At 73.4% G+C, this 13,778-nt stretch carries 9 protein-coding genes; all 9 read right to left on the bottom strand.

Annotation, left to right across the window (positions count from 1 at the left end):
- Positions 1-117 precede the first annotated feature (117 nt).
- The 9 genes from ACZ3KJ_RS00310 to ACZ3KJ_RS00270 all read right to left on the bottom strand — a co-directional run bounded on the left by ACZ3KJ_RS00310 (position 118) and on the right by ACZ3KJ_RS00270 (position 13,633).
- Entirely contained in the window at positions 118-1,536 is a 1,419-nt protein-coding gene (locus tag ACZ3KJ_RS00310) for an NAD-dependent malic enzyme (RefSeq protein WP_467523491.1), read from the bottom strand.
- Between the two features lie 379 nt (positions 1,537-1,915).
- Positions 1,916-4,333 carry a HelD family protein gene (locus tag ACZ3KJ_RS00305; protein WP_467523489.1) on the bottom strand — a complete coding sequence of 806 codons (2,418 nt, stop codon included), beginning with the start codon at positions 4,331-4,333 and terminating at the stop codon, positions 1,916-1,918.
- A 284-nt stretch (positions 4,334-4,617) separates the two neighbouring features.
- On the bottom strand, positions 4,618-5,394 hold the full coding sequence (locus ACZ3KJ_RS00300) for an anti-sigma factor family protein (RefSeq protein WP_389523892.1): 777 nt from the start codon (positions 5,392-5,394) through the stop codon (positions 4,618-4,620).
- 50 nt (positions 5,395-5,444) lie between these two features.
- Positions 5,445-6,029, bottom strand: coding sequence for a sigma-70 family RNA polymerase sigma factor (locus tag ACZ3KJ_RS00295; protein WP_030167252.1), 585 nt, complete (start codon positions 6,027-6,029; stop codon positions 5,445-5,447).
- Positions 6,030-6,309: 280 nt separating this feature from the next.
- A complete protein-coding gene (locus ACZ3KJ_RS00290; RefSeq protein WP_467523486.1) occupies positions 6,310-6,927 on the bottom strand; it encodes a CGNR zinc finger domain-containing protein in 618 nt (205 codons plus the stop codon).
- A gap of 270 nt (positions 6,928-7,197) precedes the next feature.
- Positions 7,198-8,379 carry a uroporphyrinogen-III synthase gene (locus ACZ3KJ_RS00285; protein ID WP_467523484.1) on the bottom strand — a complete coding sequence of 394 codons (1,182 nt, stop codon included), beginning with the start codon at positions 8,377-8,379 and terminating at the stop codon, positions 7,198-7,200.
- Between the two features lie 120 nt (positions 8,380-8,499).
- The gene (locus tag ACZ3KJ_RS00280; protein ID WP_467523482.1) at positions 8,500-9,894 is read right to left on the bottom strand and encodes a nitrate/nitrite transporter; all 1,395 of its coding nucleotides are present in this window, start codon (positions 9,892-9,894) and stop codon (positions 8,500-8,502) included.
- A 413-nt stretch (positions 9,895-10,307) separates the two neighbouring features.
- Complete coding sequence (locus tag ACZ3KJ_RS00275; RefSeq protein ID WP_467523480.1) at positions 10,308-11,561, bottom strand: acyltransferase family protein; 1,254 nt, start codon at positions 11,559-11,561, stop codon at positions 10,308-10,310.
- On the bottom strand, positions 11,558-13,633 hold the full coding sequence (locus ACZ3KJ_RS00270) for a bifunctional polysaccharide deacetylase/glycosyltransferase family 2 protein (protein WP_467524756.1): 2,076 nt from the start codon (positions 13,631-13,633) through the stop codon (positions 11,558-11,560). The genes ACZ3KJ_RS00275 and ACZ3KJ_RS00270 overlap by 4 nt, the downstream gene beginning before the upstream one ends.
- Between the last annotated feature and the right edge of the window lie 145 nt (positions 13,634-13,778).

Below are 13,778 nucleotides of genomic sequence, written 5' to 3'. Positions count from 1 at the left end.
GCCGACCCGGGGGCCGCCGTGGCGAGCCTCACAGCACCCGCACAGTGCGGCCCCGGTCCCCGCGGTGCCGTGGCGCCGTCCGTCTCCCCCACGCCGCCGCGACACCCGTCGTGTCCCCTACGACACCGTGGCGCCCGCGGCCTTCGCGGCCTCGCGCACCGCGCCGGCCACGGCGCCGGCGACCTTGTCGTTGAAGACGCTGGGGATGATGTAGTTCGCGTTCAGCTCGTCCTCGGTCACCACGTCCGCCAGGGCCTTCGCGGCCGCGAGCATCATCTCGGTGTTGACCGTGCGGGACTGCGCGTCCAGCAGACCGCGGAAGACACCCGGGAAGACCAGCACGTTGTTGATCTGGTTGGGGAAGTCGGAGCGGCCGGTGGCCACAACTGCGGCCGTCTGGCGGGCGATTGCCGGGTCCACCTCGGGGTCCGGGTTCGCGAGCGCGAACACGATCGCGTCGTCGGCCATGGCGGCCACGTCGTCGCCGTCGAGGACGTTCGGGGCGGAGACGCCGATGAAGACGTCGGCGCCGCGCACGGCCTCCTTCAACGTGCCCGTGAGGCCCTCGGGGTTGGTGTTGTCGGCGATCCAGCGCAGGGCGGAGTCCGGGGCGGCGTCGACGAGGTCCTCGCGGCCGGCGTGGACGACACCGTGGATGTCGGCGACGACGGCGTTCTTCACGCCCGCGGCGATCAGCAGCTTGAGGATGGCCGTACCGGCCGCGCCGGCGCCCGACATGACGACGCGGATGCTCTCGATCGTCTTGCCCGCCACGCGCAGCGCGTTGGTGAGCGCGGCGAGGACGACGATCGCGGTGCCGTGCTGGTCGTCGTGGAAGACGGGGATGTCCAGGGCCTCGCGCAGCCGCGCCTCGATCTCGAAGCAGCGGGGCGCGGAGATGTCCTCGAGGTTGATGCCGGCGAAGCCCGGGGCGATGGCCTTGACGATCTCGATGATCGCGTCGGTGTCCTGGGTATCCAGGCAGATCGGCCAGGCGTCGATGCCGGCGAACCGCTTGAAGAGGGCCGCCTTGCCCTCCATGACCGGCAGCGCGGCCTTGGGGCCGATGTTGCCCAGACCCAGCACGGCCGAGCCGTCCGTCACGACCGCGACGGAGTTGCGCTTGATGGTGAGGCGGCGCGCGTCCTCGGGGTTCTCGGCGATCGCCATGCAGACGCGGGCCACGCCCGGCGTGTAGACCATGGACAGGTCGTCACGGTTGCGGATGGGGTGCTTCGACGCCATCTCGATCTTGCCGCCGAGGTGCATCAGGAAGGTACGGTCGGAGACCTTCCCGAGGGTGACGCCCTCGATGCCGCGGAGCTGCTCGACGATCTCGTCGGCGTGCGCGGTCGAGGTGGCCGCGATGGTGACGTCGATCCGGAGCTTCTCGTGTCCGGACGCGGTGACGTCGAGGCCGGTCACCGAGCCTCCGGAGGACTCCACGGCGGTGGTGAGCTGCGAGACGGCCGTTCCGCTCGCGGGCACCTCCAGCCGGATCGTCATCGAGTAGGAGACGCTGGGCGCCGTTGCCATGGCCGACTTCCTCTGCTTTCACCTGTGCCGCTGGGTATGCCGTCCGATCGTCGCACCTACCCCGGAGTACGTGGTAGCCGCCCCGACTTGCGGTGCTTTTGTTCACAGCCAGGCAGTGACGGAGACGCGTTTTCGGAAACTGAATTCCACCATACGAGAGAACGCGGAGGCAACGAAAGAGGCCCACATCACATCGGATGTGGGCCTCTCCCTACGTTGATGACACCGACCCGCCATGCTCGCCTCGCGGCAAGTGGTCGCTCGTAGCGACGAAGGTTGGGCCCGGGGGCTTGGATCGGGCCGGTGCCACACCAAGGCTAACAAACGGATGCGCCGGGACCATTCCCGTCCGGCGATTCACAGGAACGGTTCCGTCCGGTCAGTCCCTCAGGAGGTCCGGCACCCCGTCGGCGTCCGGTTCGTCCCGCTCCCCCGACACGACCGTCAGCTGCTGCGTCGCCCGGGTCAGGGCCACGTACAGCACCCGCAGGCCGGCCGGGGACTCGTCGGCGATCTCGGCCGGCGACACGACGACCGTCGCGTCGTACTCCAGGCCCTTGGCCTCCAGGCTGCCGAGGGCGACGACCCGGTCGCCCAGGCCGGCGAGCCAGCGCCGGGCCTCGGCGCGCCGGTTCATGGCGACGACGACGCCGACGGTGCCGTCGACCCGCTCCAGCAGGCGTTCCGCCTCGGCGCGCACGGTGGCGGCGAGGGAGTCCGTCACGGCGGTGAAGCGGGGCACGACGCCGGTGGAGCGGACCGCGGACGGGGACTCGGCGCCGGGCATGGCCAGGGCCAGGACCTTCGCGGCCAGCTCGGCGATCTCGGCCGGGTTGCGGTAGTTCACGGTGAGCCGGAAGCGGCGGCGCGGCCGGGTGCCGAGCGCCTCGTCGCGGGCCTCGGCGGCCTCGTCGGGGTCGGACCAGGAGGACTGGGCGGGGTCGCCGACGACCGTCCAGGTGGCGTGCCGGCCCCGGCGGCCGACCATGCGCCACTGGAGCGGGGTGAGGTCCTGCGCCTCGTCGACGATGACGTGGGCGTACTCGGTGCGCTCCTGGGCGAGCCGTTCGGCCCGTTCGCGCTGCGACTCCTCGCGGACCGGCATCAGCTCCTCCAGGCCGGTCAGCTGGTCCAGCGGGTCGAGCTCACGTCTCTTGCGGGGGCGGGCCGGGGCGCCGAGGATCGCCTGGAGCTCGTCGAGCATCGCGATGTCGTGCACGGTGTGGCCCTCGCGCCGCAGCGAGCGGGCGACCTTGCGGACCTCGCCGGGGTTGAGGATCCGCCGGGCCCAGCGGCCGAGCCGCCGCTCGTCGGCCATGGCCGCGAGGACGGACTTCGGGGTGAGCTCGGGCCACCAGGCGTCGAGGAACGCGGTGAAGGCGTCCTCGCCGGTCACGTCCTCGTCGAAGGAGGAGCGCAGCTCGGCGGCGAGCTCGGGGTCGGTGTGCCGGCCGGCCGCGCCCGAGCGGTCCCACAGGGCGTCCAGGAGGAGCCTGCGGGCGCGGGGCCGCAGCAGGTTCACGGGGGCGGTGCCGCCGAGGGCGGTGCGGCGGATGCGGTCGAGGTCCTGGGCCTCCAGCTCCAGCCGGCGGCCGAAGGCGACCACGCGCAGCCGGGCGGGCGGTCCGGAGGGGGCCGGGGCGGTGTCCTCGTCCTCCTCCTCGCCGAGGGCGAGCTGTCCGGGGGCGGGCCGACCGGCGGCGGGCTGACCGGCGGCGGGCCGGCCGGGGGCGGGAGCGCCCGGACGGCCCAGTTCCAGGGCGCCCCGCGCCGCCTTCCGCAGCACCTTCAGCATGCGGGACGAGCCCTTCGCGCGGGCCACCGCCGGGGAGTCGTACAGGGTGGCCTCGACCCCGTCGACGAGCGAGCCGATGGCGCGGATGGCGACCTGGCCCTCCTCGCCGAGGGAGGGCAGGACGCCCTCGGTGTAGGCGACGAGCAGCGGGGTCGGCGAGACGATCAGGATGCCGCCCGCGTACCGGCGCCGGTCCTGGTAGAGGAGGTAGGCCGCCCGGTGCAGGGCGACGGCCGTCTTCCCGGTCCCGGGGCCGCCCTCGACATGGGTGACGGAGGCGGCGGGGGCGCGGATGACCAGGTCCTGCTCGGCCTGGATGGAGGCGACGATGTCGCGCATCGTGTGGCTGCGGGCCTGGCCGAGGGCGGCCATGAGGGCGCCGTCGCCGATGGCGGGCAGCTCACGTCCGTCGAGGAAGGCCGTCAGCTCGGGGCGCATCAGGTCGTCCTCGACGCCGAGCACCCGGCGGCCCTTGGAGCGGATGACCCGGCGGCGCACGACCCGGCCCGGGTCGACCGGGGTGGAGCGGTAGAAGGGGGCCGCGGCGGGCGCCCGCCAGTCGATCACCAGCGGGGCGTAGTCCTCGTCGAGGACGCCGATGCGGCCGATGTGCAGGGTCTCGGCGATGTCGGCGGTGCGGTCGGGACGAATGGCGCCCTCGGCCGGCTCCACGGCGGTGTAGGCGCCGTCGGGGCCTTTCTTGCCGTCCTTGCCGAGCAGCAGGTCGATCCGGCCGAAGAGGAAGTCCTCGAACTCGTTGTTGAGCCGGTTGAGGTGGACGCCCGCGCGGAAGACCTGCGCGTCCCGCTCGGCCAGGGCGCCGGGCGTGCCGACCTGGCCGCGGCGGGCCGCGTCGTGCATGAGGAACTCCGCCTCGTGGATCTTCTCCTCCAGGCGGCGGTACACCCGGTCCAGGTGTTCCTGTTCGATGCTGATCTCCCGGTCGCGAACTGAGTCCTGAACCGGGCCGACCGCGGTTTCCTGCTGTGCCTGAGCGGCCACCGGGCCCCCTTCTGACGTGCTGGGCAGCCGTCAACCGTACGCGAAGGGAGCCCCCGGAGGCGAGGGGCCCGCCCTGCGGATCCACGGGCGGGCCCGGCCGCCCCGTGCCGCCGGGCGGCGGGGGCGTACCCGGCGGGTCCTAGGGAGACGTGCCCGGCGGGTCCTAGGGAGACGTGCCGGGCGGGTCCTAGGGAGACGTGCCCGGCGGGTCCTAGGAGGACGTGCCCGGCGGGTCCTAGGAGGGCGTGCCGGGCAGGGGTCCTCGGGAGGCGACCGGGCGTTCCCTAGGCGTCGACCTCGACGAGCTTCTCGCCGTCGAAGGTCGAGACCTCGTAGTGGTCGATCTCGTCCGGGCTGAGGGCGGCGCCGCCCTGGACGTAGAGCGGGTTCTTGGCCTGCTCGGTCTTGGCGTCGGGGAGGCCGTAGCCCCATTCCGGGACCGACCAGGACGCGATGGTCTCGCGCTCGCCGTTGTGGCCCACCGCGATGAGCGAGCACTTGTTCGGGCCCGCCACGTTCTTCAGCTCGACGACGGCCTCGGTGCCCCAGGCCTTCTCCTGGGTGGCGACGGTCGCCGTGACCTTGGTGCCCGGGTCGGTGGCGGTGACCTTGTCGGTGAAGGTTTCGAAGGCGGTCTTGGCGGAGCCCGCGTCCGCCAGCACCTGCGGGGTCCCGCCTCCCTCGTCGCCGCCGCTCGTCGCCATGGCCACGAACGGGCCGCCGACGATCAGCGCGGCCGCCGCGGCGATCATGTAGAAGCCGCGCCGGCGCTTCTGGGCGCGGCGGTCGGCGATCTCGCCGACGAGCTTCTCCACGAGCCGTGGACCGGGCCGGGCGGACAGGGACTCGCCGATCGCGGGGGTGCCGGCACCCGGCAGGTCCGCGAGGGCGGCCATCATGGGCTCCATCCCGGCGAGTTCGTCGAGCTGCTGCGCGCACCACTCGCATCCGGCGAGGTGGGCCTCGAAGGCGGTCGCCTCGGCGTCGTCGAGGATGCCCAGGGCGTAGGCACCGACGGTCTCGTGTTCGCTCGGGCCCGGAGATCCCACAGATCCCTGCATGGGACCAGACATACCCGACCCACCCGCTCCGAACCCCCCGTACATGCTCATCACGCCGTCACCCCCCGCTCCTCCAGAGCCAGCTTCATCGACCGCAGGGCATAGAAAACCCGTGAGCGCACGGTGCCACTGGGTATCCCCAGCGTCTCGGCCGCCTCATTGACGGTACGCCCCTTGAAGTACGTCTCGACGAGCACCTCCCGGTGCGCCGGGGTCAGGTCGTCGAGCGCGTCGGACAGCGTCATCAGCCACAGCGCCTTGTCGATCTCGTCCTCCGCGGGGATGACCTCCAGCGGCGACGGGTCGACCTCCTGCGGCCGGGCCTGCCGGCTGCGGTGGCCGTCGATGACGATGCGGCGTGCGACCGTCACCAGCCAGGGGCGTACCGATCCGGTCGCTCGATTGAGCTGTCCGGCGTTCTTCCAGGCACGGATGAGCGTCTCCTGCACGACGTCCTCGGCGCGCTGCCGGTCTCCGGCGACCAGGCGCAGCACGTAGGCGAGCAAGGGTCCGGCGTGCTCCCGGTAGAGAGCCCGCATCAGCTCCTCGTCGGGCTCCGAGGGCTGTGAGGACATGCGATGTCGGGCCCTCGATCCACGTTCATTGGCCACGGCCGCATCCTTGCGCACGCCCACCTCCGGTGTCCGGGGGTTCCCCCGAGTCGGTCGCTCCCCCACCGGTACGGAAACGGCTCGTCGCGCGTTCAAACCGAACTGACAGATTTCTTCGGGGTGTCGCGACGAGGGGGACATGAGGCCACATTCCCGCCCCTCTTCCTTCACGTTTCCGCCACACCGCCGACCGGGCGGACGTCGCGCGGTGGGCGGCGACGACAACCGCCGTGTGGCGCAGCTCACTTGGACGTACGCCGGGCCGAACGCGGCGCGCCCGGAGGGGAGACGGGCCGGGCGCGCGTCACGCGCGCGCGAGCGCGGCCCTCCTGCGGTGCCGGGCGACCCGCTCCCGGTTCCCGCAGACCTCGCTGGAGCACCAGCGCCTGCGGCGCCCCCGGGACGTGTCGACGTACACGATCGGGCAGTTGTCGCCCTCGCACTGCCGCAGCCGCGCCCGCGCGGCGGGATCGGTGAGCAGCTCCACCGCGTCCCGGGCGACCACGGCGAGCAGCGCCGCGCACTCCGGCGGTCCGTCCAGCGCCCGGACGAGCGCGCCGTCCCGGCCGGGCACGGCACGGGGGGCCGGGGGCGCGGCGCGGGCGGCGTCGTTGACCCGGGCGAGGGCGAGGGCGAGGGCGTGGGACCGGGCGCCGCCGTGCGGGCCGAGGTCGCCGGAGAGCCCGGCGGCCACCAACCGGCCGACGTCGGCGCGCAGTTCACGGAAGGCGCCCGGCCATGCGGGGTCGGCGTGGGTGAGTCCGGTGCCGGGCGGCACCAGTCCCGAGCCGGCGATCCACGCGCACAACGGCCCGACCGCGTCGAGCCGTTCGAGGGGGTGGGTGGTGGCGAGGAGGTCCAGGCAGACCCGTCCGGCATCGAACCGCAGGTCGTACGGGGACGGAGGCGTACCCAGCGCCATGTGCGGTCACCGCCTAGGGAAGGCTCCTCGGGAAGCGTCCCCTTCACAGTGCCGGGTGCACCGCATCCCCGGAACCCCCCGTACCGGCGGCGGGTGCGTGGACGCGCGCGGGGGCGGGGGGGCCGGGCCGCCCGTCCGGGGCCGGTGGTCGGGGGTGAGGGCGGTACCGGGGCGGGGCCCTCACCGGCACTCGGCCGCTCGGCCGTTCAGCCACTCGGCCGCTCAGCCACTCAGCCACTCAGCCGCTCAGCCGCTCAGCCGCTCAGCCGCTCACGCGTCCGCGTACTTGGCGTCGGCCGCCGGGTCCAGGGCCAGCCGGTACCCCCGCTTGACCACCGTCTGGATCAGCTTCGGCGCCCCCAGGGCCGTGCGCAGCCGCGCCATCGCCGTCTCGACGGCGTGCTCGTCGCGCCCGGCCCCCGGCAGCGCCCGCAGCAGGTCGGCCCGCGGCACGACCCAGCCGGGCCGCCGCGAGAGCGCCCGCAGCAGGGACATCCCGGCCGGCGGTACGGGTTTCAGCGCGCCGTCGACCAGGACCGCGTGCCCCCGGATCTCCATCCGGTGCCCGGCGACCGGCAGGGCACGGGCCCTGGACGGCAGCTCCTGGCAGAGCAGCTGCACGAGCGGCCCGAGCCGGAACCGCTCCGGCTGGACGGTGTCCACGCCGCGCGCCTGGAGCGGCAGCGCGGTGACCGGGCCGACGCAGGCCGGCACGACGTCGTGGTGGAACGCCGAGAGCAGCTCGGACAGCAGGCCGCGTTCCTCCGCCCGCGACAGCAGCGAGGCCGCGGCCGGCGCGCTGGTGAAGGTGACCGCGTCCACTCCGCGGGAGACGGCGGCGTCGAGGAGCCGGTCGAGCGGTGAGAGGTCCTCCGGCGGCATCCACCGGTACACCGGCACGCCCACGACCTCCGCTCCCCCGGCCCGCAGCGCCTCCACGAAGCCGGGCAGCGGCTCGCCGTGCAGCTGGACGGCGACCCGGCGGCCGTCGACGCCTTCCTCCAGCAGCCGGTCGAGGACCTCCGCCATCGACTCGCTCGACGGCGACCAGTCCTCGGTGAGGCCCGCGGCGCGGATGGCGCCCTTGACCTTGGGTCCGCGCGCCAGGAGCTCCACGTCCCGCAGCCGGGCCAGGAGCTGCTCGCCGAGCCCCCAGCCGTCGGCGGCCTCGACCCAGCCGCGGAAGCCGATGGCCGTGGTGGCCACGACGACGTCCGGCGCCTGGTCGAGGAGGTCCTTGGTGGCGGCGAGGAGCTCGCCGTCGTCGGCGAGCGGCACGATCCGCAGGGCGGGCGCGTGCAGCACCGCCGCCCCGCGCCGCTGGAGCAGCGCTCCGAGTTCGTCGGCCCGGCGCGCCGCGGTGACCCCCACGGTGAAACCGGCGAGGGGTCCGTACTGCTCGCCGTCCCGGCCGCCGGGCCCGTGGTCCGGTTGCTGCTGTTGCTCTTGCATCACTCTCGTCCCGCACTCGAGTCGAAGCACTTACACGTGGTGTGGTGTCACCCGCATGCCGAACGAGCCTGTCAACGGTGCGTGACAGGCTCGGTTCCGCTTCATGTCGCCAGTGTTACGTCACACCTTGGCGTAGCTGAGCTGCGACTTCGCCTCGGAGGTACCGCCGGACGCGGTGATCCGGCCGGCAGGGCGGCGAAGGTATACGGCCCAGGTGACCGCGAAGCAGGCGGCGTAGAAGGCGAGGAAGGCGACGAACGCGCCGGTGCCGGAGCCGTAGGAGAGGAACGACTGCCGGAAGGCGAGGTTGATGGCGACGCCGCCGAGGGCGCCGACGGCCCCGATGAGCCCCATGGAGGCGCCGGAGAGACGACGGCCGTAGCTCGCGGCCGCCTCGCCCTCCAGGCCCAGGGCGACGGCCTTCGCCTGGAAGATGCCGGGGATCATCTTGAACGTCGACCCGTTGCCGAGCCCGCTGAGCACGAACAGCACGACGAAGACTGCGACGAAGAGCGCCAGCGACTTCTGCATGCTCGCCCAGACCAGGACGGCGGTGGCGGCGGCCATGCCGACGTAGTTGTAGAGGCTGATGCGGGCGCCGCCGTAGCGGTCGGCGAGCCAGCCGCCGAGGGGGCGGATGAGCGAGCCGAGGAGCGGGCCGATGAAGGTGAGGTAGGCGGCCTGGAGCGGGGTGCGGCCGAACTGGGTGGTCAGCACCTGCCCGAAGGCGAAGCTGTAGCCGATGAACGACCCGAACGTGCCGACGTAGAGGAAGGACATGATCCAGGTGTGGGCGTCCTTCGCGGCGTCCTTCGCGGCGCCGGTGTCGTTCTTCACGGTCGCGAGGTTGTCCATGCACAGCGCGGCGAGGGCGGCGGCGACGAAGATGAGCGGGATGTAGATCCCGAGCAGCACGCGCGGCCCGCCGCCGGCCCCGATGATGGCGAGGGTGACCAGCTGGATCACCGGCACGCCGATGTTGCCGCCGCCCGCGTTGAGCCCGAGCGCCCACCCCTTCTTGCGGAGCGGGAAGAAGGCGTTGATGTTGGTCATGGAGGAGGCGAAGTTGCCGCCGCCGATGCCCGCCAGCAGGCCGACGAGGAGGAAGGTGCCGAACGACGTCCCCGGCTTCATCACGGCGAACGCGGCGATGGTGGGCACCAGCAGCAGGCCGGCCGAGATGATCGTCCAGTTGCGCCCGCCGAAGATCGCGACGGCGAAGGTGTACGGCACCCGGACGACGGCCCCGACCAGCGTCACCACCGACGTCAGCAGGAACTTGTCCGCGGGCGTCAGCCCGTACTCCGGGCCCATGAAGAGCACCAGCACGGACCACATGGTCCAGATCGAGAAGCCGATGTGCTCGGAGACGACGGAGAAGAGGAGGTTGCGGCGGGCGATCTTCTCGCCGCCCGCCTGCCAGGCTGCCTCGTCCTCCGGGTCCCACTGCTCGATCCAGCGGCTCCCCCGCCTCGGTGAGGTCGGGGGTGCGGGGGCTGTGCTCGGGGCTGTCATGACGCCTCCACGGTGCTCCGGGGCTCGGGTGGTCCGGGGTGATGAGCGGTGATGCTTCCCGAAGGTAGGGAGGGCGCGTTTCCGCCCTGTGGCCATGGGTGACCGGAAGGGAACGTTGCTCTCACCTCGGGCGGAGGCGGGGTGAGAGGTCTTGGGGCGCGGTGCGGGGGCCGGGGGCGGACCGGGCCCCGTGGGAGCGCGCTCATCCCGGACGGCGCCCGCTCGTCCCGGACGGCGCCCGCTCGTCCCGGTCGGCGCCCGCTCGTCCCGGACGGCGCCCGCTCGTCCCGGACGGCGCGCTCACCGCGGACGGGTGCGCTCCGCTCGGACGGGCGCGCTCACCCCGGCCGCGCGCACACTCCGGCCGCGCGCACACTCCGGCAGGCGCGCGAGGGGACCCGGGCGGCGCGCGATCACCTCCGACGGCGCGCGGGCCCGCCGTCCGGCCACAGGCGGGGCCTGCGGCCCGCCGCGAGGTCCTCGGCCCACCCGAAGCAGAGCACGCACCCGGCCGTCAGCAGCCACACGGCCGGCAGCTGCGGCCAGGGGCTCTCCAGCAGCCACGGCGCGCCCTCCTCCAGGGCGGCGACGTCCCACAGGTGGTCCCAGAGCGCCTCCGTCACCACGATGCAGACGTTGTGCCACAGGTAGATCGTGACGGCACGGGAGTTGAGGAGGGTGATCAGCCGGTCCCAGCGGCGCAGCCGGGGCGGCCAGGTGTGCCAGGCCGGGCTGAGGTGCAGCAGGAGCAGGACGGCCGCGAAGGACCACAGGGACTGGGCGAACGGCATGTCGTCCAGGTCGTGGCCGGGCCGCAGGTCGTGGGCGAGGGCGTACCAGAGGCCCGCCGCGGCCACGGCCGGGGCGAGGGACGGCACCACGTAGCGGGGCAGGCGGCTCAGGACGCCCTCCCGGTGGGCCATGCCCAGCAGCCAGCAGGCGCCGAACGCCCCGAGGTCGCTGAGGACCGCCTCCGGGCGCCGGCCCGGTACGTCCACCAGGCCGGACTCCAGCACCGCCGACAGCGCGAGGGGTGCCAGGACCGTCGGCCAGGGCAGCCGGCGCAGGGCGCGCAGCAGCAGGGGGGAGAGCAGGACGAACCAGAGGTAGGCGCGCAGGTACCACAGGGGCACGCCCACGGCCACCGCCCAGTCGGCGGCGACCAGGCCGGGGACGCCGGGCAGGCCCTCGCCGTAGGGCGGATCGCTCAGCGGGAGGATCCAGAAGGCGAGGTGGAGCCACCACCAGCCGGGGTGCCCCTCCGCGTCGGGACCCCAGCCGGCGAGGAGCATGCCCGTCACGCCGACCGCGCCCAGCAGCCACAGCGGTGGCAGCAGGCGGCGCAGCCGGCCCCGGACGACGTCCACGGCCGGGCGCCTGTCCAGTGAACGGGCCGTCAGGCTGCCGGCCAGGGCGAACATCACGCCCATGGACGGGAAGACGACCGGCAGCCACGCCCAGCCCATCAGGTGGTAGAAGACCACGCGGAAGAGGGCGACGGCTCGGAGGAGGTCGAAATAGCGGTCGCGGGAGGGCGGCCGGGCGCCGTCACCACCGGGACCGGCCGACAGGTCGGCCTGCGGGTCGGTCCGCGAGGGTGGCGGCGGGTCGGTCCGCGGGAGTGCCGCGGTTTCGGTCACCGCGGGTTCGGACGGCCTGGTGCTCATCGGAGCGCGCCCCCTTCCCCGGCCATCTCGCCCGGCGGCGCCGCGACCTGCCCCTTCCTGCGCAGTTTCTGCCAGCGCAGCCGGCCGCCGGTGAGCGCCGTGATCCACGACTGGAGCAGGACGATGTACATCAGCTGGCGGTAGAGCAGCTGCTGCAACGGCAGGGAGATCAACGGGGTGAGGCGTTCCCTGTCGAGGACGAACGCGTACGCCGCGCAGGCCGCCTGGACCGCGAGGACGCCGAACCAGGCCGCGACCGTCCCGCCCGTCGGGCCGAACAGCAGGCCGTAGACGAGGAAGAGGTCGATGAGCGGGGCCAGCAGCGGGGCGACCACCATGAACAGGGAGACCAGGGGCAGGCCGACGCGGCCGAAGCGGCCCGACGGGCCGCGGTCCACCAGGGCGCGGCGGTGCTTCCAGATCGCCTGCATGGTGCCGTAGCACCAGCGGTAGCGCTGGGACCACAGCTGCTGCACCGACTCGGGGGCCTCGGTCCAGGCGCGGGCCTTCTCGGCGTACACCACCTTCCAGCCGTCGCGGTGCAGGGCCATGGTGATGTCGGTGTCCTCGGCGAGGGTGTCGTCGCTCATGCCGCCGACGCGCTCCAGCGCCGAGCGGCGGAACGCCCCGACCGCGCCGGGGATGGTCGGCATGCAGCGCAGGACGTCGTACATGCGGCGGTCGAGGTTGAAGCCCATCACGTACTCGATGTGCTGCCAGGCGCCGATGAGGGTGTCCTTGTTGCCGACCTTGGCGTTGCCGGCGACCGCGCCGACCTCGGGGTCGGCGAAGGGCTGGACGAGTTCGCGGACGGTGGACGGTTCGAAGACGGTGTCGCCGTCCATCATGACGACGATGTCGTGCCGGGCGTTGGCGATGCCCCGGTTGAGGGCGGCGGGCTTGCCCGCGTTGAGCTGGCGGACGACCCGGACGCCGGGCAGGTCCAGTTCCTCGACGATGCGGGCGGTGCCGTCCGACGAGCCGTCGTCGACGACCAGGATCTCGACGGGGTGGTCGCTCCGCACCAGGGAACGCACCGTGTTCTCGATGCACTTGGCCTCGTTGTAGGCCGGGACCAGCACCGACACCGGTTCGGTGACCGGCGCGTCGGGGCCCCAGACGAAGTCGCGCCGGCGGGTGCGGCGGGTGTGCAGGCCGGACAGCAGCAGCATCAGGCCGAAGCGGGCGAAGACGAGGAAGCCGATGACGGCCAGGCCCACGACGAGGACGCCGGTGAGGTCGTCGGCGGCCTCGACCAGGGCGGTCCAGGCGCGGCCCTTCCACAGGTCGAGGCCGGTGACCTCGGTGTGCGCGCTGGGGGCGTTCAGGGCCTCGGTGAGGTTCTCGAACGCGTAGCCCCGGCGCTGGAGTTCGGGCAGGTAGGTGTCGAGCGCCCGGACCGTCTGGCCGCGGTCGCCGCCGGAGTCGTGCATGAGGACGATCGCGCCCCTGCCGTCCTCGGGCGTGGCGTTGCGGGCGATCCGCGCGGCGCCCGGCCGGCGCCAGTCCTCGCTGTCGAGGCCGGTGAGGACCGTGAGGTAGCCGCGGCTGCCGACGTACTGGGTGACCGGCCAGGAGGCGTTGTCCAGGGCGGAGGCGCCGGAGGAGTACGGCGGGCGGAAGAGGGAGGTGCGGATGCCGGCGGCGCCCGCGAGGGCGAGCTGGTTCTGGGTCAGCTCCCAGTCGATGCGTTTCTTCGACTGGTAGGAGAGATCGGGGTGGTTGAAGGTGTGCAGGCCGATCTCATGGCCCTCGTCCACCATGCGCCGGACGAGGTCGGGGTGGCGGCTGGCCATGGTGCCGGTGACGAAGAAGACGGCGTGCGCGTCGTACTTCTTCAGGACGTCCAGGACCTTCGGGGTCCAGCGCGGGTCGGGGCCGTCGTCGAAGGTGAGGACGATCCGGCCGTCCGGCACGTCCATGCTGGTGGCCTGTCCGCCGCGGGTGTCGACGACGGGGCCGCCGTCCAGGATCTGGCGCGGCACCCGGTCGGCGGCGGCGTCGGGGCGGACCCGGTGGTCGGCGAGGACCTCGCTGTGGACGTACCCGCGCAGCATCAGCATCGCCATCATCGCCACGAGCACGAGCAGGGGGAGCAGGTGCCGCAGGCGTAACGGCCGCAGCAGCCGCCGGCGGACGGTCCCGCGGGCCTCGCCGGGAGCCCGGCCCGGGGCCCGGCCGGATGTCCGGCGCCCCGGCGACCGGCGGCGGCCGGGC

The organism is Streptomyces sp. NPDC003248, assembly GCF_055563235.1.
The sequence above is the reverse complement of the archived record's forward strand: the minus strand, read 5'-3'. Positions and strand labels throughout refer to the sequence as shown.

Coding starts and splice junctions, on each gene's coding strand:
- ACZ3KJ_RS00310 (WP_467523491.1), bottom strand. CDS start 1,536: ATGGCAACGGCGCCCAGCGTCTCCTACTCGATGACGATCCGGCTGGAG.
- ACZ3KJ_RS00275 (WP_467523480.1), bottom strand. CDS start 11,561: ATGAGCACCAGGCCGTCCGAACCCGCGGTGACCGAAACCGCGGCACTC.
- ACZ3KJ_RS00285 (WP_467523484.1), bottom strand. CDS start 8,379: ATGCAAGAGCAACAGCAGCAACCGGACCACGGGCCCGGCGGCCGGGAC.
- ACZ3KJ_RS00300 (WP_389523892.1), bottom strand. CDS start 5,394: ATGCAGGGATCTGTGGGATCTCCGGGCCCGAGCGAACACGAGACCGTC.
- ACZ3KJ_RS00270 (WP_467524756.1), bottom strand. CDS start 13,633: ATGATGGCGATGCTGATGCTGCGCGGGTACGTCCACAGCGAGGTCCTC.
- ACZ3KJ_RS00290 (WP_467523486.1), bottom strand. CDS start 6,927: ATGGCGCTGGGTACGCCTCCGTCCCCGTACGACCTGCGGTTCGATGCC.
- ACZ3KJ_RS00280 (WP_467523482.1), bottom strand. CDS start 9,894: ATGACAGCCCCGAGCACAGCCCCCGCACCCCCGACCTCACCGAGGCGG.